A 21,412-nucleotide genomic window follows, 5' to 3' on the forward strand; every position below is an offset into this window, starting at 1 on the left:
TTTTTTCAGAATTTTTTCAACAAATGCGCGGGAGCTGCTCCCCGCTCAAGAGATCGAGCAGGCGGGTGGAGCCGAGGCGTGTTTTAATCGTGACCTGGCCGGAGCCGGACGGGCTTTTCTCGACTTTCCCGATCACCGCAGCTTTGGTACCGGACGGCTCTGTCTGCAAAACAGAGAGTGCACGCGGCACGTCTGAGGCTTTCACAAACGCACAGAAACGTCCTTCATTGGCCACATAGAGCGGATCGAGCCCCAAAATCTCGCAGGCCCCTTGGACCTCGGGATGCACGGGAATTGGAGCTTCTTCCAAGGAAACCTGAAGTTTCGCATCTTCGGCGATTTCGTTTAGCGCGCTGGCCAATCCTCCGCGAGTGAGATCGCGCAAACAGTGGATCTCTACTCCCGCGTCCAACAATTTTTTCACAGGGTTCCAAAGAGGCGCGGTATCGCTTTCGATCGCGCTTTCAAAGGACAGGCCTTCCCGGACCGCCATAATCGCGATGCCATGCCGGCCCAGATCCCCGTTGATCAGGATGCCATCTCCCGGCTGAACCGAGGAAGGTCCGATCGACAGGTTGTGCTCAAGTACGCCAATTCCAGCGGTATTGACGTAAAGACCGTCGGCTTTTCCACGGTCAACAACCTTGGTATCACCCGTCACGAGCTGAACACCGGCGTCTTGGGCCGCGGTCTGCATGGACGCGACCACGCGGGAGAGAACCTCCATGGGAAGGCCTTCTTCCAGAATAAACCCGCAGGAAAGATAGAGGGGCTTAGCGCCGCACATCGCCAGATCATTCACCGTACCATGCACCGCAAGTTTCCCGATGTCCCCGCCCGGGAAAAAGAGAGGATGGACAACATACGAATCCGTCGTAAAAGCGATTTGGGTGTTTCCGATGGAAAGCACCGCCCCGTCATGCCGCTGGAACGTCTGGCCGCTGGAAAAAGCCGGGATGATCAGTCCTTCGATCAGTTGGCGCATCAGCTTTCCCCCTCCTCCGTGGGCGAGAAGGATGTTGGGATAATTACTGATAGGAAGAGGGCAATTATTCATCCGACTTCCGATCGTCATTCCCCGCGGCCACTGGCGGGGAATCCATACAAACCGTCGCACGGCATGATGGATCCCCGACAGAGTCATTCGGGGATGACGGCTTACTCGACGGCTTCCGGTAACGGTAATAGGCGGCGCAGGCGCCTTCGGAGGAGACCATGGTGGCACCGAGCGGGTGCTCCGGCGTGCAGCGGGTTCCGAAGGCCGAACACTCTTTCGGTTTTTTCACGCCCCGCAAGATCAAACCACTGATGCACTCAGGGGATTCGTTGGCGGTCACACCCACTACATCAAAACGCTTCTCCGCATCAAAGGCCTCATACGCCTTTGATAATCCAAGTCCGCTCTTTGGAATCTCCCCCACTCCACGCCATTTCCGGTGAACCACCTGAAAAACGTCCTGCATGACTATCAGGGCCGGCTGATTTCCTTCCCGGCGAACCGCGCGTACATATTGGTTTTCGACCACGGCCCGCCCTTCTTCCAGCTGTTTGACGCACAGGAGCACACCGTGGAGAATATCGAGCGGTTCAAAACCCGTGACCACGATCGGCACACGGTATTTTTTAGCGAGCGGCTCATACTCGGTGTACCCCATAACCGCGCAAACATGCCCGGCCGCCAGAAACGCCTGGACCTTGTTGTCAGGAGACGACAGGATGGCCTCAATCGCCGGCGGGACAATCACATGAGAGACCAAGAGCGAAAAGTTTTTGATCCCTTCTCGTTTCGCCTGAAAGACGGACATGGCGTTCGCCGGGGCGGTGGTTTCAAAACCCACGGCAAAAAATACAACCTCTTTGTCCGGGTGTTGGCGGGCGAGTTGGAGCGCATCCAGAGGCGAATAAACGATCCGGACATCCCCGCCGGTGGCTTTGACCGAGAAGAGGTCCTGACAAGAGCCGGGGACGCGGAGCATGTCCCCGAAGGAACAGAAAATAACGTCGGGCCGGGCAGCAATCGCAATGGCTTTATCGATAATTTCGAGCGGCGTGACACAGACCGGACATCCCGGCCCGTGAACCAGCGTAACCGTTTTAGGAAGGAGCTCATCCAACCCGAACCGGACAATGGCATGCGTCTGACCGCCACAGACTTCCATGATTGTCCAGGGCCGCGTCACGACACGGGTAATTTCACGGGCTAACGTGCGCGCCGCTTCCGGATCACGGTATTCGTCGATGTATTGCATATTCGTCCGTTTTCGTCATTCCCGCGGTCGTAGGCGGGAATCCATCATGCGGTTGTCGGAACACCTGACCTCACGGCAAGGATGGTTCCCCCGCCAGAACCCGCGGGGGATGACGAAGGGATAGCCGCAGAAGATGACGGCTTGTTAAGCTTTTGGTCGGTAGCTCAGCACGGCACGCCTATACTGGGACCGTTCAAAACTAGACGGATCTGAGCATTTCTGCTGGCTCATGCTGCCGCGCATCTGCTGGACGGATTCGTACTCATGCTCTTCCATCCACCGTTTCAGTCCCTGCTCAAGGACTTGGATCTCCTTAATTCCGTGAGAAAGGAGAACCGAACAGAGCATGGTGGCATTCGCCCCGACCATGATCATTTTGATCACATCTTCGGGTGTATAAAGACCGCTTGTCGCGGCCAAATCAACCGGCACGCGACCGTATAAAATACCAATCCACGTCATGGGCAGACGCATGGAATGCGGCGTGCTTAAGAGGATTCGAGGCCGCATCTCCAAATCAACCAGATCCACATCCGGCTGATAGAAGCGGTTGAAAAGCACGAGCGCGTTGGCTCCGGCTTTCTGCATTCGTTTGGCCATGTTGGCCATGTTGCTGTAATACGGGCTCAGCTTCACCGCCAGAGGAAGCTTAACCGCCTTTTTGACCGACTCCACAATCGCGATGGCTTCGGCTTCTACATCCTCGGAAGAAAGCGTCATATCCGTTGGGATGGAATAGATGTTCAGTTCCAACGCATCCGCACCGGCTTCCTGGATACGACGCGCATACTGGACCCAGCCACCCTTCGAGCAACCGTTTAAGCTGGCGATGATCGGAATCCCGACCGCCTGCTTGGCTTTGCGAATATGCTCCAGATACTCTTCTGGCCCGAAGACCACTTGGACGGGTTCCGGAATATAACTTTCCGCTTCAGGGTGGAGATTGGCCGTTGAATCCAGATGATGGGACAGCTCGTCGCGCTCCGCTTTTAACTGTTCCTCAAAAAGGGAACGCAGGACAATAGCCGAGGCACCGGCCTCTTCCATCTTTTTGAGATTGTCCAGATCATCCGACAACGGAGAGGCCGCCGGGACCAGAGGATTTCGAAGCTTCAGGCCGAGGTAAGTCGTTGAGAGATCCATTAGCTGGCCTTCCCTTCTGTCCCGGCTGTTCCCGCAGGACTGCTCGGGGCTGGAGCGGGAGGTGCATAGACCATTTTGGAGAGGTATTCATACTGCTCCCAACTCCGTTTCGCATCTTTTTCAGCCAGCTGTATCAGTCGCTTGGCTTCCTCGGGCTTACTTTTAGTCAGCATCTTGAAGCGGTTTTCCCGGTAGAGGGTCTCTTCAATCTTGACGGTGGGCGGTTTCGAATCCACAACGAGTGGATTTTCGCCCCGTTCGATTCGCTCCGGGTTGTAGCGGTACAACAACCATTGTCCGGAGTTCACGAGGGCCTTCTGGTTCTGCATCCCGGTTTCCATGTCGATCCCGTGAGCAATGCAGTGGCTGTAAGCGATGATGATCGAAGGCCCTGGATACGCCTGTGCTTCCAGAAACGCCTTCAACGTCTGCTCATCCCGCGCGCCCATCGCCACCCGGGCCACATAAACGTTGCCGTACGTCATGGCGATCAATCCAAGATCCTTTTTCGGTGAGTCTTTTCCACCGGCGGCGAATTTCGCCACCGCGCCCCGCGGCGTGGCCTTGGACTTCTGTCCACCGGTGTTCGAGTAGACTTCCGTATCCAGAACCAGAATGTTCACGTCCTTACCGCTGGCCAGCACGTGGTCCAGGCCGCCAAACCCGATGTCGTAGGCCCAACCATCTCCTCCGACGATCCAGACGCTCTTCTTGACCAGAAGATCGGCCCGTTCAAGCAACCGTTTGGCTTCTGGTTTATTAATAGAGGCCAGCTTTTCTTTCAGCACAACCACGCGCTGGCGTTGTTCATAAATATCGGCCTCATCCTTTTGCTTGGACGCCAGAAGCGCGCTCACAAGCGCCCCATCCAGATCGCCGGACAAGCGCTTGAGAAGCTCTTCTGCGTATTCCCGCTGCTTATCGAGAGACAACCGGAACCCGAGTCCGAATTCCGCGTTGTCTTCGAAGAGGGAATTCGACCAGGCCGGACCGCGCCCGGAGGCGTCCTGCGCCCAGGGCGTTGTGGGGAGATTGCCGCCATAGATGGACGAGCAACCCGTGGCGTTGGCTACAATCGCCCGATCGCCAAAGAGTTGGGAAAGAAGTTTCACGTAGGGGGTCTCGCCACAGCCGCCGCAAGCACCCGAAAACTCGAACAACGGGCGCTGAAGTTGCTGCTGGTTGATGCGAGAGGGATCGATCTTCCGTCGGTCCATATCCGGCAACGTCAGGAAGAAATTCCAATTCTCGCGCTCAGGAATCTGAAGCGAAGCCTGCGGCTGCATGTTAATGGCTTTGAGCCGGGTCTCGGATTTGTTCCGGGCCGGACACACATCAACGCAGAGGGCACAACCGGTGCAGTCTTCGGCCGCGACCTGGAGCGTGTACTTCATGCCTTTGAAAGCCCGGTCGATAACGTCGCGCGATTTAAAAGTCGTCGGCGCTTTTTCGAGCAGGGCGGCGTCATACACCTTCGCCCGGATGACCGCGTGCGGGCAGACCATGACGCATTTGTTGCACTGGATACAGACCGCGGTGTCCCACACCGGGATCTCTTGAGCCACGTTCCGCTTTTCCCACTGAGCGGTTGCCGTAGGAAAAGTCCCGTCCAAGGGCATCTGGCTGACCGTCAATTCATCGCCGCGGTTGGCCAGGATGGGTCCCAGGACCTTCTGGACAAACTCGGGGGCCTCGGCTGGCACGGCCGGGGCAAGGTTGGCCGCGCTCGTAACGCCAGCGGGGATCTTCACCTCGCGCAGATGCGCAAGCGTATTGTCCACCGCCTTAAGGTTCATTTCAACAACATCATCGCCTTTCTTTCCATAAGCGTACCGGATGGCATCCTTGACCTGCTGGATGGCTTCTTCACGCGGAAGAACACCAGAAATACCGAAGAAACAGGTCTGCATCACGGTATTGATGCGTCCCCCCATTCCGCTGTCGCGCGCCACCTTGGTGGCATCGATGATGTAGAAACGCGCTTTTTGGCGAATGAGATGTTCCTGAGCGATACGCGGCAAACGATCCCAGATTTGATCGGCGGGATACGGCGTATTCAGAAGGAACGCCCCCCCGGGGCTAAGGTCTTTAAGAATGTCATAACGGTCCAGAAAGTTCGGGTGATGGCAGCCGATAAAATTCGCGCTGGTGACCAGATACGTCGAATGGATCGGCTGCGGACCGAAACGAAGATGCGAGATGGTGGTGGATCCGGATTTCTTGGAGTCGTAGACGAAGTAGCCTTGCGCGTAATTGGGGGTGTTGTCTCCGATGATCTTGATGGAGTTCTTGTTCGCACCGACCGTCCCGTCGGAACCGAGTCCATAGAAGATCGCCCGCTTCACCGAATCCGGCTCAATCGAAAAAGCAGGATCATACGACAGTGAGGTATGCGTGACGTCATCCTGAATACCGACGGTAAAGTGATTTTTGGGGCTGGTTCTGGCGAGGTTGTCAAAAACCGCTTTCACCATGGCGGGGGTGAATTCCTTCGAAGACAATCCGTAGCGACCTCCTACGATGGACGGGTTAAAGCTGGCCGGAACCGCACCGCTGGTTTTGGCTTCCTGAAGCGCGGCGACGACATCCAGATGCAGCGGCTCGCCGAGTGCACCCGGTTCCTTGGTTCGATCCAATACGGCGATCGAGCGGACGGTGCGGGGCAAGGATTGAACAAAACGCAGGCCATCGAAAGGACGATACAGCCGGATATTGACGATCCCGACTTTTTCCCCTTTGGCCGTCAGATAGTCCACGGTCTCGCGGGCGGTTTCTGCGCCGGACCCCATGAGAATGGCGACCCGTTCGGCATCCGGAGCCCCGTAATACTCATAGAGTTTGTAGGAGCGTCCAACCACAGCGGCAAATTTATCCATCGCCTTCTGAACGATCGCTGGGCAGGCCGCATAAACCGAATTCACGGCTTCGCGCGCCTGGAAATAAACGTCTGGATTCTGAGCCGTCCCGCGCAGAACCGGACGATCAGGGGTCAGGGCCCGCTCCCGGTGCGCCTGAATCAGTTGGTCATCGATCATCGCCCGCAGATGGTCATCCGAAAGCATTTTGATCTTGGACACTTCGTGCGAGGTCCGAAACCCGTCGAAAAAATGAAGGAACGGCACGCGCGACTCCAGCGTCGCCGCCTGCGCAATCAGAGCAAAATCATGCGCCTCCTGAACCGAGTTCGAGCAAATCATGGCCCAACCGGTGGCGCGGGTGGCCATGACATCGCTGTGGTCGCCGAAAATAGAGAGCGCGTGAGCCGCGAGTGAGCGGGCCGCGATGTGAAAAACCGCGGGAGAGAGTTCGCCCGCGATCTTGTACATGTTCGGGATCATCAGGAGGAGCCCCTGCGATGCCGTAAAGGTCGTGGACAGCGCCCCTGTCTGCAGCGCGCCATGAACCGCACCGGCGGCGCCGCCTTCGCTTTGCATCTCGTAGACCAACGGCACGGTTCCCCACAAATTGGGTTTGTTCTCAGCGGCCCAGGCATCCGCCCATTCGCCCATGGGAGAGGAAGGCGTAATCGGGTAAATCACGATCACTTCGTTCAGCCGGTAAGCGACCGAGGCGACCGCTTCATTTCCCTCCAGAATTTTAAAATCGCGCTTTTTCGATACCTGAGAACCTGAACTCATTGAACTCCTCCCGTTTGCTATTCTTTTTCGACGGGACCAGCGGCGATAAACGCATCCGCCGCAGGTCCTTGGATTTCTTGCAATTCGTCAATCTGCTTCAAATAGGAAAAGACTTCCTGCGCTTCTTTTTCATCCACCCGGCTGAGGGCAAACCCGACATGGACAATCACATAATCCCCCACACTCGCCTCGGGCGTATACGCCAGGTTAACGTCCTTCACAACACCGCCAAAACTCACCCGCGCGGTTCGCGTGTAGGGGTCGCTGCCTTGAACCGTCAAAATTTTTCCCGGCACCGCTAGACACATAAAGAATCTCTCCTGGACTCCACCGCCGCCGCTACCTGCCCCACCGCAAGACCTCCGTCATTGGGCGGGACCCGCTGGTGCCAGTAGGGGCGAAGGTTGGCTTCCCGCAACCGCCGAACCGCTTGCTCCGTCAGAATCCGGTTCTGGAAACAGCCTCCGCTCAACACGATCCGCTCCTCGCCTGAACGCTTGGCGATCTCGACAATCACATCCACCAGCGTGCTATGGAATTTGGCTGCAATCCGGCCGACAGGATGGACCGCCTTCACATCCGCGAGGATTCCCCTGATCATCGGTTCCCAATCAAACACCAGGAGGGGCGATGCACCTATTATAACAGGATAGGCCTCTTCTGTAGGGTATCCTTCGGCCATAAACTCCAAATCCATAGCCGCCTGGCCTTCAAAAGAAGCTTCCTGCCGCAATGCCAGGAGCGCCGCGACCGCATCGAAGAGACGACCGACACTCGAGGTCTGCGGCGTGTTCAACTGCTGCTTCAACATCGTCTTAAAAATGGTTCTCTCGGATTCAGAAAAGAGCCTCAAAAAAGCCAAATCGCCCCGGTTCCAGACGTTGTCCCCCTCCATCTCATACAGCAGCCCAATGGCGCAACGCGCCGGCTGCTCAATGGCTTTTTCCCCGCCGGGAAGAGGAAAACTCCGGAAGGTGGCGAAGCGCTCGAATCCCTGCGGCAGGATTCGTAAGAATTCCCCACCCCAAATACTCTTGTCCAGCCCATAACCTGTTCCATCCCAAGACACTCCCAGGACCGGCGGCTTCAACTCATTTTCGACCATACAGGAAAGCGCATGCGCATAATGATGCTGCACTCGGATCACGGGCAGGCCGGTCTTTTCAGCATACTGCGTCGAAAGGTAGTTCGGATGGAGGTCACAGGCTACGGCCTCCGGGTGAACGTCATAAAGGGCTTCAAGATCTTGAATCACTTGACGAAACGCGTCATGCGCCGGCGCGGTCTGAAGGTCCCCGATATGCGGGCTCAGTACCACAGACCGGCCCGTGGTTATCGCCACGGTATTTTTCAAATGCGCGCCCACCGCCAAAAGCGGCGGCAAATCTTCCCTGGTTGAAACCGGCATGGGCGCATAGCCCCGCGCGCGCCGGAGGACGAGTTCCCGATCCATCATCACGCGAACCACGGAATCATCGATATACCGGGCGATGGGCCGGTTATGGACGAGAAAGAAGTCGGCGATTCCACCCAGTTTGGCCACGGCTTCTTGCTCGAAAATGCAAATGGGCTCATCCGACACATTGCCGCTCGTCGCCACAATCGGAAATCCCAGTTCGGCCATTAAGAGATGATGCAGCGGGGAATAGGGCAACATAATCCCGAGATTCGGATTGTGCGGCGCTACCGGCCCCTCCAGGGCGTGCGATCGGCGATGCAAAAGAACAATCGGAGACTCCGCAGACTTAAGCACCCGTTCCTCGAGAGGAGAAACCTCGACGTACTTCCGGGCTTCTTCGAGCGTGGGGCACATGACTGCCAAGGGCTTATCATCCCGGTGTTTACGCTCGCGCAAGCGCTGAATCGCGGCCGGAGCCTGTGCATCAACCAAAAGTTGAAAACCGCCGATGCCCTTAAGCGCAACGATCTTTCCATCCCGGAGTGCCTGAACCGTCCGCTCAAGAGCAACGTCCTTTTCAGCGAGCCTCTTTCCGCTGCCATCCCAGACTTCGAGATGCGGACCGCACTCAGGACACGCGTTCGGTTGCGCATGAAAACGGCGATCCGACGGATTCTCATACTCGTCGAGACAGAGCCGGCACATCGTAAAGGCGCGCATCGTTGTGCGCGCCCGGTCATAGGGAAGCGCCTGAATGATCGAGAACCGCGGACCGCAATGCGTGCAATTGATAAAGGGATACCGGTAGCGCCGGTTGGAGGGATCCAAAAGCTCGCGCAGACACTCCGCGCAGGTGGCGATATCCGGAAGCGCGATGGCCGTCTTCCGGCCTTCTTCGGTGCTGGGCAAAATTTGAAACGCGCAATACCCGTGCGGGTCCAGATACGAGGATTCCAATCCCTGGATAAAGGCATTTACAGGCTTTTCTTTTTCCAAGCGGAGCAGAAAAGATTGAAGGGCGGGGCGAGGCCCTTCTGCTTCGATCGAAACACCCGCAGGGGAGTTGTTCACCCAGCCGAATAACCCCAGTTCTTCAGCCAGGCGATACACAAACGGGCGAAACCCAACCCCCTGCACGGCTCCACGAACGGAAACGCGCAAACGCTGAACAACCGGTTGCTCAAAAGAGGATATTTTTTTAGCGGGGGCGCACATCGTAAATGATCTGGGCCAGTTCCAGCTCCGCACCCGGATCAACATGAATAAGATTCTGACAAGAGGGACACAGGACCGGCGACCCGTCGCCTTCCGCAATAACCTCGCCCTTGAATCCGCAGGAACAACTCGCAACGGACTTCAGAGGTTCGATGACGACATCCGCCTGCTCCAAAGGCGTTCCTTTGGAATGAACGTTAAACGCTAAACGGGCCGCTTCTTCGACAAAAGTGACGTTCCGGAGGACGTGAATGGCTCTAACCTTTTTTCCCGGCGTTATATTTTTAACAACCTCGTCGATAAACAATTTAACGGAATGGAATTCATGCATGAGAAAATTCTCCTGAAGGACTCCGCAGCCACTGCTGAACACGCGAAACCAGGACCGGCAGGACCGCCGAGACCTCCGGTGAAAGCCCTTCGCCTAACTCAAAAGAATGGCACCGGATGGAAAACACAACAGCCGGAGGAGACACGTGATAAAGCTGCCGTGCGTACGCCAGAAGACGCGAGGGATTCACCGCATGATCCAGAATGGTGTTTTCCGTGGGCGATGCCTGAACGGGTTCAACAACGAGTTCGCCGGGTGAACCGCCTTCCGAAGCGTCGATAAAGGCCACCCGTTCCGCCTGGCTGATCGTCTCTGCCAATTCAGGAGTGAGTTGATGGCAGGTCAGAATGCGAACGTCGGATTCGGAACAGGCTTGCGCCAGGCACGCGGCCGCCTGCCATCCGAGGCCGTCATCGGTTCTGAGGGGATTCCCATAACCGATCACGAGCGCCCCGTTCATGGGTTCCGCTGTAGCGTTTGGATCACTTCTCCGGTCGGCTCGACCAGTTGGATTTGGATGGGCATCTTTCCGAGCGCATGCGTCGAACAGCTGAGACAAGGATCGTAAGCACGAATAACAGCTTCGACGCGGTTCAGCATGCCTTCGGCCATCTTCTTCCCCTTCACGAAATGGCGCGCAACCTGCTGAATGCTCTTGTTCATCGCCAGGTTATTGTGACCAGTGGCGATAATAAGATTGGCCCAGGTGATCTGGCCGTGTTCATTGATTTTATAATGGTGGAAAAGAATCCCGCGGGGAGCTTCGGAAACGCCCACCCCCTCCAATGCGTTCGGACCGGCATGCGCACGCACGTGCGGGCTTAAAATGGATGGGTCCTGCAATAACCGTTCCATTTCCTCCAGACAGGTGATGATTTCCACCAGACGCGCGAAGTGTTGATGAAAAGAACTGCTGACGGGACCGGGCTGCAGCGCTTGGAAGGCCGCCAAGGCACGGTCTCCGCGCGGCCCACCGGTCTGTTGAATGAGGTTCAAACGGGCCAAGGGTCCCACCCGGTAGATACCGTCCGGATATCCCTTCGGCTCGTAATACGGGAACTTTAGATACGACCACGGTTCAACAGCTTCACCAATATAGTCCGGATAGCGCGCCGGATCCAGCTGATCGCCCACCACCTGTCCTGACGGATAGATGATGCGAATCTTGCCGTCATAATGCTCCCAGGTGCCTTCGGCGTTGGCCAACCCCATAAAGAGCGTTGGAAAGTTGCCAAAAACCTCGATTTCCTCTTTAAACTTTTTCAAAACGGGCTCGAACCAATCCAACGTCCGCTCGGCAATACCAAAAACCTCAGCCATGGTCCCCAGGATCAGATCGCGCTTCTCGGCTGAAAGCGGTTCATTCACCCCACCCGGCACCACCCAGGCTGGATGGATTCGTTTCCCCCCGAGAGTCTCAATGACTTGCTGTCCAAATTGGCGCAGTCGAATCCCATCTTTGGCCAGTTGGGGATTCACCTTGGCCACCCCAAAGATATGGCGCTGGGCTGGATCCGAATCCATTCCCAGGAGAAGATCCGGAGAGGATAAATGAAAGAAGCTCAGCGCATGGGATTGAATAATCTGTCCCAGATTCAGAATCCGGCGAAGTTTAACAGCGGTTTCCGGGATCTGCACCGCCATGAGCGCATCACACGCTTTCGCGGAGGCCAGCAAATGGCTGACCGGGCAGATGCCGCAGATCCGGGCCATGAGCGAAGGCATTTCATAAAGAGGCCGGCCTTCGCAGAATTTCTCAAAACCGCGAACCTGCGTGATGTGGAGTCGCGCGTTTTGCACGTTGCCGCGATCATCCAGATGCAGCGTAATTTTAGCGTGCCCTTCGATTCGGGTAACCGGATTGATTTCAATTTTTTGGGTCATCGTTTTACCCAAAGCGCACTTGCCCGGCCAGATCCGGGGTGCGTCCTTCCAAGAGTTCCGTCAAAACCGAACCGATCAGCCCGGCGGAGGGCGGGCAACCGGGCACGAAAACATCCACTTTGACCGTTTCATGGACGGGCCGGGCCTCGGGCAAAAGCGGCGGGACGTCCTGATTCGGGATCTGCGCCTGGACCGTCACGTTTTCGATGTAAGCCCGTCGGAGAATAGCTTCCGGCTTCAGCGGATTACGCATGGAGGGCACGTTCGAAGTCACCGCACAGTCGCCGAGCGAAACAAGGATCTTGGTCCGGCTGCGGATCCGGCGGATTTTCTCTTCATCCTCCACGCTGCTTACGGACCCTTCCACCAACGTGACATCCACGTTCTCAGGGAACTCCTTCTGGTCAACCAGCGGGCTGTAAACCAGCTCGATCCGGTCCGCTAACACCAACAACGCTTCATCCAAATCCAAAAAGGACATGTGACAGCCCGAACAACCATCCAGCCAAACCGTTGCGATCCGAGCCCGTTCCATTACAACTCCTCCCGCATCAGCGTCAGATAAGGGACAAATTCTCTCTTTTTCGTCATCTCGGCCACCGACTTACCCTTTTCCGATAACGCGCCGGTAGGGCATACCTGCACGCACTTGCCACAACTGGTACAGGTCTGGGATTCCCCCCACGGCTGATTAAAATCTGTTATCACGAAAGCGTCCCCGCCGCGCCCCTGAATATCCCAGGTGTGGGCACCTTCAATTTCATCGCAGACCCGCACACACCGTGCGCAGAGAATGCATCGGTTATGGTCCATCACATAACGGCGATGAGAGGCGTCGACCCCCTGCTGGGGATACAGATAAGGGAAACGCACATGCGTCATCCCGTGCGCCTGGGCCATCCCTTGGAGGTCACAGTGGCCGTTCGAGACACAGACCGAGCAAATGTGGTTGCGCTCGGAAAACAAGAGCTCCAGGATCATCTGACGGTATTTGACCAGCCGCTCGGAAGTCGTTGTGACTTCCATCCCCTCTTCCACGGAGGTCACGCAGGCCGGTAGAAGTTTGGGGGTGCCCTTCACTTCAACCAAACATAGCCGGCAGGCCCCGACAGAGGTTAAACCGTCCAGCTGACAGAGTGTTGGAATTTGAATGCCATTCTGCCGGGCCACATCGAGAATTTTTTCGCCTTCACTGGCGCTGACATCCAACCCATTTATTTTTAACGTCTTAACCCGCGGCGTGAGGGTGCTCAGAGGACTCATCGGCTTACTCCTGCGGCATGGGGAACCGTTATTTTACAGACCCCGGCTAGGCATCGTTTTTCTTGAATATGCGCGAGATACTCTTCTTTAAAATACCGGAGCGTACTCACCACCGGATTGGGAGCGGTTTGACCCAAACCGCAGAGACTGGTGCTCCGAACCATATCACACAGCTCTTCCAGTTGGGACAGATCATCCATCGTGGCGGTTCCATCGGTGATCCGGCAGAGGAGCCCATGCAATTGCACGGTGCCGACCCGGCAGGGGACGCACTTCCCGCAGGATTCGGTCATGCAGAACTCCATAAAGAATTTGGCCACATCCACCATGCAGGAGGTGTCGTCCATGACGATCATCCCGCCCGACCCCATGATCGATCCGGCTTTGGCCAGCGATTCATAATCGATGGGCATGTCCAGGTACTGTTCGGGGATGCAACCACCTGACGGCCCCCCGGTCTGAACGGCCTTGAATTTCCGGCCATCCGGAATTCCCCCGCCGATATCGAAAATAATCTCGCGCAACGTAATCCCCATCGGGATTTCAATGAGACCGGTGTTCGTAATCTTTCCGGCCAGGGCAAACACCTTGGTGCCCTTGCTTTTTTCCGTGCCGATGCCGGCAAACCAACTCCCTCCGTTGCGAAGGATGGGCGCGATATTGGCGAAGGTTTCCACGTTATTGATCAGGGTGGGACGTCCCCAGAGCCCGGACTCGGCCGGAAAGGGAGGCCGCGGCCGCGGCGTTCCGCGCTTGCCTTCGATAGAAGCGATGAGCGCTGTTTCCTCGCCACAAACAAAAGCACCGGCACCGATTCGCAACTCCACATGAAAGCTGAAAGTTGTTCCAAAAATGTTTTTCCCAAGCAGTTCCAGCCGCTCTGCTTGGCGGATCGCCAGTTTTAATCGCTGGATGGCCAGCGGATATTCCGCACGGATATAAATGTATCCCTGGTTGGCCCCCACCGCATAGCCGGCGATCGCCATCCCTTCTAGAACCCGGTGCGGATCGCTTTCCAACACGCTGCGGTCCATAAAAGCCCCGGGGTCGCCTTCGTCCGCATTGCAGATAACGTACTTCTGCCCGGCCGCCCCTTTAGCGACGGTGCTCCACTTCAAACCGGTCGGGAAACCCGCCCCGCCGCGGCCGCGCAAACCACTGATCGTGACCTGCTCATTGACCTGAAGCGGCGTCATTTCCGCAAGCGCTTTATGAAGGGCGACGTAACCATCGGCCGCGATATAATCTTCGATCACTTCCGGATTAATCTTTCCTGAGTTTTCCAGAACAATCTTCTTCTGCCTGGAAAAGAACGGCGCCTTCGAATCGCACAAGAGACGTTGAACCGGCGTCTGACTCAAGCTGTTGATCAGTTCCGGTGCATCAGCCGCCGAAACAGCCTTGTACAGCGTGTCGTCAACGGAAACGAGCGGACCTTCCTTACAGAGCCCCATACATCCGACCCCATTCACCTGGCAGGTCTTCTGGAGCTCCGGGCTTAACCCTTTCACAAGGGCCTCTTTGACCTGGTCGCTCTGAGTCGAGATACATCCGGCCGCGACGCAAACCCGAATCTGGTGCGGGGTATCCTTTTGTTCCGCTCGCCGTTTTTCAGCTTGTTCTTGCAGTTCTTCGGGAGTCATTTCATTGTTTCCATCTCTCAATTCGTTCCACGGCTTTTTCGGCCGTGACATTGCCGCTCATGACCCCATCGAATACAACGGCCGGGGCCAATCCGCAGGATCCCAAGCAACGGGCGGTCAAAAATGAAACCTTTTTATCAGGAGTGGTTTCACCCGCGTGGACCCCTAAGTGAGACTGAAGGCCATCGACCACGGCTTTGGCGCCTTTGATATAGCAAGCCGTCCCCATGCAGACCACGCAGGTATGTTCCCCTGGAGGCTTCATTGTGAAGAAGTGGTAGAAGGTCACTACGCCGTACGCGCGACTGGGCGGCACATGCAGGCTGCCGGACACGAAACGCAGCGCGACATCATCGAGGTAGCCAAAACACTCCTGCACCGTATGGAGCGTCTCGATCAGTGCGTGCGATTTGTATCCATGCCGACGCATGGTGGCGTCCACCAACTTCCAACGCTTGTCGTCGGATGGAGAAACCGGCAGCTTATGATTGGCCATCATAGAGATACAGTCGCCTCCCGTTTAGACGACAGAATCGCGACCCCGATCACGACGACAAACACCACCGAGGTCACGACCAGGCCGATGGAGAAGCCGGTATACTGGACCAGAATCGGAGCCGCCAGCAAGGACACCAGATTAATGACTTTGATCATCGGGTTAAGCGCCGGGCCGGAGGTATCCTTGAGAGGATCTCCCACCGTATCGCCCACCACCGCGGCTTTGTGACAATCGGATCCCTTCCCGCCATGGTTACCGTCTTCAATCATTTTCTTGGCGTTGTCCCACGCCCCGCCGGCTGTGGCCATAAATACCGCCAGCAACTGTCCGGAAAGAATCGCGCCGGCGAGGAATCCACCCAGCGCTTCAACACCCAGAAGCATGCCCACGAGGAGCGGCGTCAGAACCGTGATGAGCGCAAGCCCGATCAGCTCTCCCTGGGCCGCCACAGTACAGATTCCGACCACTTTCGCATAATCCGGCGTCACTTTCCCCTCCATTAGACCGGGAATGCGGAACTGCCGGCGAACTTCGTCCACAATCAGGGCGGCGGCACGCGCCACAGCATTAATGGTCAGTGACGAGAACAACCACGGCAACGCACCACCGATCAACAACCCAATGAAAACCGAGGGAACCGATATGCGGATGCCGGTAGACAGCATGCGCAGTGCTTCCGGAACACCCATCCGTGCCTGCACCTGGGTTACGTCCGTCAGGAACGAACCGAAGAGCGAAACCGCCGCGATCACCGCCGAACCAATGGCCACACCCTTGGTGATGGCTTTCGTGGTGTTGCCCACCGCATCCAGATCCGCCATGATCTGGCGCGCCTTGGGCTCCAGACCAGCCATTTCACCGATTCCATTGGCGTTATCCGCGATGGGACCAAACGAATCCATCGCCACGTTGTTTCCGGTCAGCGTCAACATCCCGATGCCGGTCATGGCTACACCATAAAGCACATAGACGACCGGCTGGCCCCAGTAAATCAGGATGGCCGTCATCACGGTCAGACCGATCACAACGGTTTGCCAAACCGCGGCTTCAAACCCGATCGACAGACCTTTCAGAATAAGAGTCGCCGAACCCGTGCGGGAAGAGGCGGCGATGTCTTTCACCGGCTTGTGCGCCGTATGCGTGAAATACTTGGTCAACTCATCGAGTGAAACCGCCAGAAGGATACCGGCGGCCACCGATAGGAAGGCCCGCCATTCGTGCATGTAGTACTTCGCGAGAATAAAGAAGGCCACGAGTGAAATGGCCGCCGAAGAATAAAAGCCTTTATTGATGGCGGACAAGGCATCGCTTTTTTCGTCATCCGAACCACCGCGAACCAGGTAGGTTCCGATAATCGAGGAAAGCACGCCGATGCCGCGAACCAGAAGCGGGAAAATAATCCACTTCAGCTCTTTGGTGATCGAAACAAGCGCAAGCCCCAGGATCAGCCCGGACACAATCGTGACTTCATAGGATTCAAAGATGTCCGCGGCCATTCCAGCGCAGTCCCCCACGTTGTCTCCGACCAGGTCGGCCACAACGGCCGCGTTGCGCGGATCATCTTCCGGAATACCGGCCTCCACTTTGCCGACGAGATCCGCTCCGACGTCCGCGGCTTTCGTATAAATGCCGCCACCCACACGCATGAAGAGCGCGAGCAGCGTCCCCCCGAAACCAAATCCCAGAAGCGCATCCGGCGCCGCCAGTCCAAAAATCATAAAGATGATGGTGCCGCCGAAAAGGCCCAGACCATCCGTGAGCATGCCGGTAATCGTGCCGGAGCGGTAGGCAATCTGAAGCGCCTCTTTAAAGCTCCGCCGCGCCGCCGAGGCCACGCGCACATTGCCTTCAACCGCCATGCGCATTCCCAACTGGCCGACAAGCAAGGAGAAAACCGCACCCATAATAAAAGCCACCGCGCGCCCGATACCGATATAAATCCTGACGCGGTACGGATCCACCCCGGCAAAACGCTCCAGCGCTTCCGTGGTGGGTGGAACGACATAAACGGAAAGAAAGAGGACAACCGTTAGACCAACAATCAGAGGAATGATGGTATTTCGCTGCCGGCGAAGATAGGCGTTGGCTCCCGTACGAATGGCATTCCAGACTTCCTGCATCTTTTCCGTTCCCTTATCCTTCTTAAGCATCTGAGAACGAAGAATCCACGCATAAGCCAGACCCGTAATGGCGATGCCCAGAACAACCCAAATAGCCCTAATTTCAAACGGACTCGCAAATGACAAACCACCCATGGATGAATCTCCTTTTTATAGTTTCTGAGCGAAACCACTGGCCACGATCCTAATCATAAAGCGTTGCGCGAATTCATGACCGGCATCATTGAGGGCCGAACCGACGCGGGATTACTTTAATGACTTTATGAGAACGAAGGATACGTCTGTTGGGAATTGATTATAGAAAACTCCCTCACACACCGCAAATATAACACGATTCCCCGTCGATTATTGAAGTCTGACGAGCGAAATGATACCGTCTCACCCATGGCGCGATCGAAATCATCTTTTCAAATTGGTCTCGAGTATTATCCGGTTAAAGCTATATTCCAGTTGATCGCGGCACTGCCGTCTTGCTGGGCTGAAGTGTTGTGCCACCGCATGTTAAGACTCCTGCTGTTTTTCCTTCGGAAACGCCGTTCTCTGGTTGACGGGAACATCGCCGCTTCTTTTCCTGACCTATCGCTTCTGGAACGCCAACACCTTCTGGACAACTCCCTCGGGTATCTTGCCAAAGGGATCACTGTTTTTGTGCGGATCCCCCGCTGGAAAAACCTGAATCCCCCCTGGTTAATTCCTCATAACCCTCATTATCTCGAGGAAGCCCTGGCCCGCGGCCAGGGGGTGCTCTGTTTTACCGCCCATTTCGGCTGTTGGGAAATGATGGCCAATGATGTCCTGAAACGCTTCCCGCACGTGGCCATCGCCTACCGGTCGCTGGATAACCCGCGGCTGGACCGTCTGGTGGCTGACGTACGATCCTCCCGCGGCGGTTTTCTAATTCCCCGTCAGCATCTGCTCCGGCAAGGCATCCGGCTTCTGAAGGCGAATGGAATTCTCGGGATTCTCATCGATCAGAACTATGCACCCGGAGGCGTGTTCGTGGATTTCTTCGGCCGGCTGGCGGCCACCGTCCCGGTTACTTCCATTCTGGCCCGGCGCACCGGTGCAACGGTTCTCCCTGTCCATAACCGCTGGATCGGAGAGGAACTTCACATTTTTTGGGAAGCACCGTTTGAGTTAAGCACGCAAACCGATTCCAGGCAGGCGGTGGCCGAGGATACCGCGGTCATGACGCAGACCGTGGAACGATGGGTCCGGGAAGATCCGGCACAGTGGCTCTGGCTGCACAACCGGTGGAAACGCCAACCGAAGGAAGGCGAACAAATTTTTCGCGTTCAACCGGACAGTCTGGTACAATAGCGTTTCTGTAAGGCAATTTGGCGGGTCCGCCAACGACTCAGTGGCGGAAAAGTTCTTTCCATCCCATATTTGGACTGTTTTGCGGGGACGTGGTGTAGCTCGGTTAACACGCTGCCCTGTCAAGGCAGAGACCACGGGTTCAAATCCCGCCGTCCCCGCAAAACAGTCCCCAGATCACGGGTTCATCCGCCACACGTCCGGCGGATGAGTGCCTGTTGTGTGGCACTCAAATCCCGCCGTCCCCGCCAAGTTGCTCAGAAGTCCCCCTCCAGCAACCTACTCCAAAATCACCATCTGGGAAGCGGTCAGGACATGATCGAACAGCCGGTACGCGGTATGCAGGATCAGATATCCCATCAGAAGGATAAACCCCAGAAAGAACAAGAGCCTGGCGGTCACCTTGTCGGTGAGGAACTCCACGACAGCCCGGTGGGTATTGGTGGCCGCCAGCACCCCGGTGAGGAGCGCGATGCTGACAAATCCATAAAGAATGCGATGATCCAGTGACATGCACTATTCCATTGGGTCAGGAGACCGTCAGCGGCGGATAATCGGTGTAGCCTTTGGCGCCGCCGCCGTAAATCGTCGCGGGATCAGCGTCACTCAGTTCCGCGCCGATCTGGAGACGTCTCGGGAGATCCGGGTTGGCAATGAACGGGGTGCCGAAAGAGACCAGCTCGGCTTCGCCCTTGGCAATCACGGCATCCGCGCGTTCGCGGTTGTAGCCGCCGTTTACCATGAGGGCGCCTTGAAAGAGAGGCCGAAAAACTGCGGTCGGAATGATTCTCCCCCCACGGCGGATGTCTTCCTCCAAACCTTCCCGCAGGTGCACATAAACGATCTCGAGCGCATCCAGCGCCGCGATCACATAACCGAATGTTTTTTCAGGATCGGAGTCGTGCATGTCGTTGGCTGTACCGCTCGGCGACAGGCGCACCCCCACCCGGTCAGGACCCCAGACGTTGAGGACGGCCTGCGTCACCTCGAGCAGGAAGCGCGCGCGGTTCTCGACAGAACCGCCGTAGGCGTCGGCGCGCTGATTGGTTCCATCGCGAAGGAACTGGTCCAGCAAATATCCGTTGGCGCCGTGAACCTCGACGCCGTCAAAACCCGCTATAAGTGCGTTTTGGGCCCCCACGCGGTAGTCTTCCACGATTCCCGGAATTTCGGAGGTCTCCAGCGCCCGAGGCGTCACGTAGGGCTTCAGGCCTTCCGGTGTCTGCACCTCTCCTTTCGGCGCCACCGCTGAAGGAGCGACCGGAAGCTCCCCATTCGGCTGGAAGAGCGGGTGAGAAACGCGCCCGACATGCCAGAGCTGCAGAAAAATCCGCGACCCGGCATGATGGACCGACTCGACGACCGGCGCCCAGCCGGCCACCTGCTCGGCGGTGTAGATGCCCGGGGTGTTTGGGTAACCCACGCCGCGCGGGGCGACTTGCGTCGCTTCGGTGATCACCAGACCGGCGGACGCGCGCTGGCCGTAGTAAAGCGGGGCCAGCTCCGACGGAACATTCCCGGCCCCGGCGCGACAGCGCGTCATCGGCGCCAGCGCGACGCGGTTCGGAAGAGAATAAGGTCCAAGCTTGATCGAGGAAAAAAGATGTTTAGCCATGCGCTCAGTATAACCTAAGAGGGCCTCCCAACGGAAAGGGAAAGTATCAGAGAAGACCCCTTTTTCTTTAGAGATTACTGATGATGATCCCGCCCGAGGTGCTGGCGGAATATTATTTCGCTTTGAGCTCGCGGAGGATTTGTTCGACGGAATCATTGGCTGATGGGGAATCAGCCGCCGGAGCAGCGCCGCCCTTCCCTTCGTCCGTGCGCGTTTCAACCGGTTGGACCGCTGCCGGAGGTTTCGACACGGGCGGCGCCACCGCGCAGCCATTCAGGAAGAACGCAGCCGCGGCCGCCAGGACAAGCCGGCGGGCGTCATGATGAGTGAATGAATTCATGGGTGTTTCTCCTCTTTTCTCCGTTTACTGGCTGCCGAGTTTCTTCAGGATATCTTCCACCGATTCGTTGGCCGGGGCAGAGGACGGCGGGGCCGACACCTTCAGGTCCGACCAGTCCGATCGCCGTTCCTGGAGCGTTTTGACGAGGTCCGCGACCGCTTCGCCAAACATGCTGCGCCAGAGCATCGGGGTCACGTCCGTCGGCGTGCTGCTCAGGTTTTTATGGGTCCGGCGGATCGTGCGCTCCCACAAGACCTTCCCGTCTGAACGCCTGATCATCTGGAACGTGGCCGAGTACCGGTAGTAAGCCGACAGATAAAAGGGAATGATCTCCACGCCCACCCAGCGCGTACCCATCAGGGCCTCCAGTACTTTGCCCTTGATGATCAGCTCCCCGCCGGGATCCTTCCCGCCTTCGGCGTACTGCACCGAGCCGAAGGCGCCCGAGGCCGCGAGGTCCCTGGCAAAATCACGCGCCCAGCGTTCCGGTGAAATAAACGGCTCTTTATCCGTGTACATATAGGGCATTTTGGCGTAGTTTTGCCTCATATGAAAGACGGTGATGCCGATCGGGATCATGAAGTTTTTTTGTTTCCACTCCGGCGTCCCGTCCTCAAAGGGGAAGACCGCCACACTCAGCGGAATCTCCGGCCGGACCGCGATCGCAGCGTTCGGCTTGTAGACGAATTGCTTGTCATAGCTGCAGCCTCCCAACAACAGGCCAGCGGCTAGAATAACGACGGGCTTCCATTTCAT

General features: G+C 56.9%; 19 protein-coding genes and 1 tRNA gene. 2 read left to right on the top strand and 18 right to left on the bottom strand.

The window, feature by feature from the left end:
• Positions 1–16 precede the first annotated feature (16 nt).
• From hypE to WC859_09395, 14 genes are all read right to left on the bottom strand, one after another.
• Positions 17–1,057 (bottom strand): hydrogenase expression/formation protein HypE, encoded by a 1,041-nt coding sequence (gene hypE / locus WC859_09330; GenBank protein MFA5976347.1) that lies wholly within the window; start codon positions 1,055–1,057, stop codon positions 17–19.
• On the bottom strand, positions 1,050–2,249 hold the full coding sequence (gene hypD / locus WC859_09335; protein ID MFA5976348.1) for a hydrogenase formation protein HypD: 1,200 nt from the start codon (positions 2,247–2,249) through the stop codon (positions 1,050–1,052). Before hypD ends, hypE begins: the two co-directional genes overlap by 8 nt.
• Before the next feature lie 144 nt (positions 2,250–2,393).
• The gene (locus WC859_09340) at positions 2,394–3,392 is read right to left on the bottom strand and encodes a dihydroorotate dehydrogenase-like protein (GenBank protein MFA5976349.1); all 999 of its coding nucleotides are present in this window, start codon (positions 3,390–3,392) and stop codon (positions 2,394–2,396) included.
• Entirely contained in the window at positions 3,392–7,030 is a 3,639-nt protein-coding gene (gene nifJ, locus WC859_09345; protein MFA5976350.1) for a pyruvate:ferredoxin (flavodoxin) oxidoreductase, read from the bottom strand. The genes WC859_09340 and nifJ overlap by 1 nt, the downstream gene beginning before the upstream one ends.
• A gap of 17 nt (positions 7,031–7,047) precedes the next feature.
• Positions 7,048–7,338 (bottom strand): HypC/HybG/HupF family hydrogenase formation chaperone, encoded by a 291-nt coding sequence (locus WC859_09350; GenBank protein ID MFA5976351.1) that lies wholly within the window; start codon positions 7,336–7,338, stop codon positions 7,048–7,050.
• On the bottom strand, positions 7,329–9,644 hold the full coding sequence (gene hypF, locus WC859_09355; protein ID MFA5976352.1) for a carbamoyltransferase HypF: 2,316 nt from the start codon (positions 9,642–9,644) through the stop codon (positions 7,329–7,331). The genes WC859_09350 and hypF overlap by 10 nt, the downstream gene beginning before the upstream one ends.
• The gene (locus WC859_09360; GenBank protein MFA5976353.1) at positions 9,628–9,975 is read right to left on the bottom strand and encodes a hydrogenase/urease maturation nickel metallochaperone HypA; all 348 of its coding nucleotides are present in this window, start codon (positions 9,973–9,975) and stop codon (positions 9,628–9,630) included. The genes hypF and WC859_09360 overlap by 17 nt, the downstream gene beginning before the upstream one ends.
• Positions 9,968–10,435 carry a hydrogenase maturation protease gene (locus WC859_09365; GenBank protein MFA5976354.1) on the bottom strand — a complete coding sequence of 156 codons (468 nt, stop codon included), beginning with the start codon at positions 10,433–10,435 and terminating at the stop codon, positions 9,968–9,970. Before WC859_09365 ends, WC859_09360 begins: the two co-directional genes overlap by 8 nt.
• Positions 10,432–11,859 carry a Ni/Fe hydrogenase subunit alpha gene (locus WC859_09370; protein MFA5976355.1) on the bottom strand — a complete coding sequence of 476 codons (1,428 nt, stop codon included), beginning with the start codon at positions 11,857–11,859 and terminating at the stop codon, positions 10,432–10,434. The genes WC859_09365 and WC859_09370 overlap by 4 nt, the downstream gene beginning before the upstream one ends.
• Positions 11,860–11,863: 4 nt before the next feature.
• Positions 11,864–12,394, bottom strand: coding sequence for an NADP oxidoreductase (locus WC859_09375; protein ID MFA5976356.1), 531 nt, complete (start codon positions 12,392–12,394; stop codon positions 11,864–11,866).
• Complete coding sequence (gene hoxU / locus WC859_09380) at positions 12,394–13,122, bottom strand: bidirectional hydrogenase complex protein HoxU (GenBank protein MFA5976357.1); 729 nt, start codon at positions 13,120–13,122, stop codon at positions 12,394–12,396. The genes WC859_09375 and hoxU overlap by 1 nt, the downstream gene beginning before the upstream one ends.
• Positions 13,119–14,765: a NuoF family protein gene (locus tag WC859_09385; GenBank protein MFA5976358.1), complete on the bottom strand. Its 1,647-nt coding sequence runs from the start codon at positions 14,763–14,765 to the stop codon at positions 13,119–13,121. The genes hoxU and WC859_09385 overlap by 4 nt, the downstream gene beginning before the upstream one ends.
• Position 14,766: 1 nt before the next feature.
• The gene (hoxE, locus tag WC859_09390; protein ID MFA5976359.1) at positions 14,767–15,264 is read right to left on the bottom strand and encodes a bidirectional hydrogenase complex protein HoxE; all 498 of its coding nucleotides are present in this window, start codon (positions 15,262–15,264) and stop codon (positions 14,767–14,769) included.
• Complete coding sequence (locus tag WC859_09395; GenBank protein MFA5976360.1) at positions 15,261–17,519, bottom strand: sodium-translocating pyrophosphatase; 2,259 nt, start codon at positions 17,517–17,519, stop codon at positions 15,261–15,263. Before WC859_09395 ends, hoxE begins: the two co-directional genes overlap by 4 nt.
• A 249-nt stretch (positions 17,520–17,768) precedes the next feature.
• On the opposite strand from WC859_09395, the gene WC859_09400 reads away from it, so the two are divergent.
• Complete coding sequence (locus WC859_09400) at positions 17,769–18,704, top strand: lysophospholipid acyltransferase family protein (protein MFA5976361.1); 936 nt, start codon at positions 17,769–17,771, stop codon at positions 18,702–18,704.
• A gap of 83 nt (positions 18,705–18,787) precedes the next feature.
• A tRNA-Asp gene (locus WC859_09405) sits at positions 18,788–18,862 on the top strand.
• Positions 18,863–18,980: 118 nt separating this feature from the next.
• On the opposite strand, the gene WC859_09410 is transcribed toward WC859_09405, so the two are convergent.
• From WC859_09410 to WC859_09425, 4 genes are all read right to left on the bottom strand, one after another.
• The gene (locus tag WC859_09410; GenBank protein MFA5976362.1) at positions 18,981–19,214 is read right to left on the bottom strand and encodes a hypothetical protein; all 234 of its coding nucleotides are present in this window, start codon (positions 19,212–19,214) and stop codon (positions 18,981–18,983) included.
• 16 nt (positions 19,215–19,230) lie between these two features.
• Positions 19,231–20,316, bottom strand: a complete 1,086-nt coding sequence (locus WC859_09415) for an alkene reductase (protein MFA5976363.1) — start codon at positions 20,314–20,316, stop codon at positions 19,231–19,233.
• A gap of 112 nt (positions 20,317–20,428) precedes the next feature.
• Positions 20,429–20,656, bottom strand: coding sequence for a hypothetical protein (locus WC859_09420; protein MFA5976364.1), 228 nt, complete (start codon positions 20,654–20,656; stop codon positions 20,429–20,431).
• Between the two features lie 24 nt (positions 20,657–20,680).
• The gene (locus WC859_09425; protein MFA5976365.1) at positions 20,681–21,412 is read right to left on the bottom strand and encodes a hypothetical protein; all 732 of its coding nucleotides are present in this window, start codon (positions 21,410–21,412) and stop codon (positions 20,681–20,683) included.

The organism is Elusimicrobiota bacterium (assembly GCA_041660185.1).
Lineage (GTDB): Bacteria > Elusimicrobiota > Elusimicrobia > 2-01-FULL-59-12 > 2-01-FULL-59-12 > JBAZWU01.

Coding starts and splice junctions, on each gene's coding strand:
- hypE (MFA5976347.1), bottom strand. CDS start 1,057: ATGAATAATTGCCCTCTTCCTATCAGTAATTATCCCAACATCCTTCTC.
- hypD (MFA5976348.1), bottom strand. CDS start 2,249: ATGCAATACATCGACGAATACCGTGATCCGGAAGCGGCGCGCACGTTA.
- WC859_09340 (MFA5976349.1), bottom strand. CDS start 3,392: ATGGATCTCTCAACGACTTACCTCGGCCTGAAGCTTCGAAATCCTCTG.
- nifJ (MFA5976350.1), bottom strand. CDS start 7,030: ATGAGTTCAGGTTCTCAGGTATCGAAAAAGCGCGATTTTAAAATTCTG.
- WC859_09350 (MFA5976351.1), bottom strand. CDS start 7,338: ATGTGTCTAGCGGTGCCGGGAAAAATTTTGACGGTTCAAGGCAGCGAC.
- hypF (MFA5976352.1), bottom strand. CDS start 9,644: ATGTGCGCCCCCGCTAAAAAAATATCCTCTTTTGAGCAACCGGTTGTT.
- WC859_09360 (MFA5976353.1), bottom strand. CDS start 9,975: ATGCATGAATTCCATTCCGTTAAATTGTTTATCGACGAGGTTGTTAAA.
- WC859_09365 (MFA5976354.1), bottom strand. CDS start 10,435: ATGAACGGGGCGCTCGTGATCGGTTATGGGAATCCCCTCAGAACCGAT.
- WC859_09370 (MFA5976355.1), bottom strand. CDS start 11,859: ATGACCCAAAAAATTGAAATCAATCCGGTTACCCGAATCGAAGGGCAC.
- WC859_09375 (MFA5976356.1), bottom strand. CDS start 12,394: ATGGAACGGGCTCGGATCGCAACGGTTTGGCTGGATGGTTGTTCGGGC.
- hoxU (MFA5976357.1), bottom strand. CDS start 13,122: ATGAGTCCTCTGAGCACCCTCACGCCGCGGGTTAAGACGTTAAAAATA.
- WC859_09385 (MFA5976358.1), bottom strand. CDS start 14,765: ATGACTCCCGAAGAACTGCAAGAACAAGCTGAAAAACGGCGAGCGGAA.
- hoxE (MFA5976359.1), bottom strand. CDS start 15,264: ATGATGGCCAATCATAAGCTGCCGGTTTCTCCATCCGACGACAAGCGT.
- WC859_09395 (MFA5976360.1), bottom strand. CDS start 17,519: ATGGGTGGTTTGTCATTTGCGAGTCCGTTTGAAATTAGGGCTATTTGG.
- WC859_09400 (MFA5976361.1), top strand. CDS start 17,769: ATGGCGCGATCGAAATCATCTTTTCAAATTGGTCTCGAGTATTATCCG.
- WC859_09410 (MFA5976362.1), bottom strand. CDS start 19,214: ATGTCACTGGATCATCGCATTCTTTATGGATTTGTCAGCATCGCGCTC.
- WC859_09415 (MFA5976363.1), bottom strand. CDS start 20,316: ATGGCTAAACATCTTTTTTCCTCGATCAAGCTTGGACCTTATTCTCTT.
- WC859_09420 (MFA5976364.1), bottom strand. CDS start 20,656: ATGAATTCATTCACTCATCATGACGCCCGCCGGCTTGTCCTGGCGGCC.
- WC859_09425 (MFA5976365.1), bottom strand. CDS start 21,412: ATGAAATGGAAGCCCGTCGTTATTCTAGCCGCTGGCCTGTTGTTGGGA.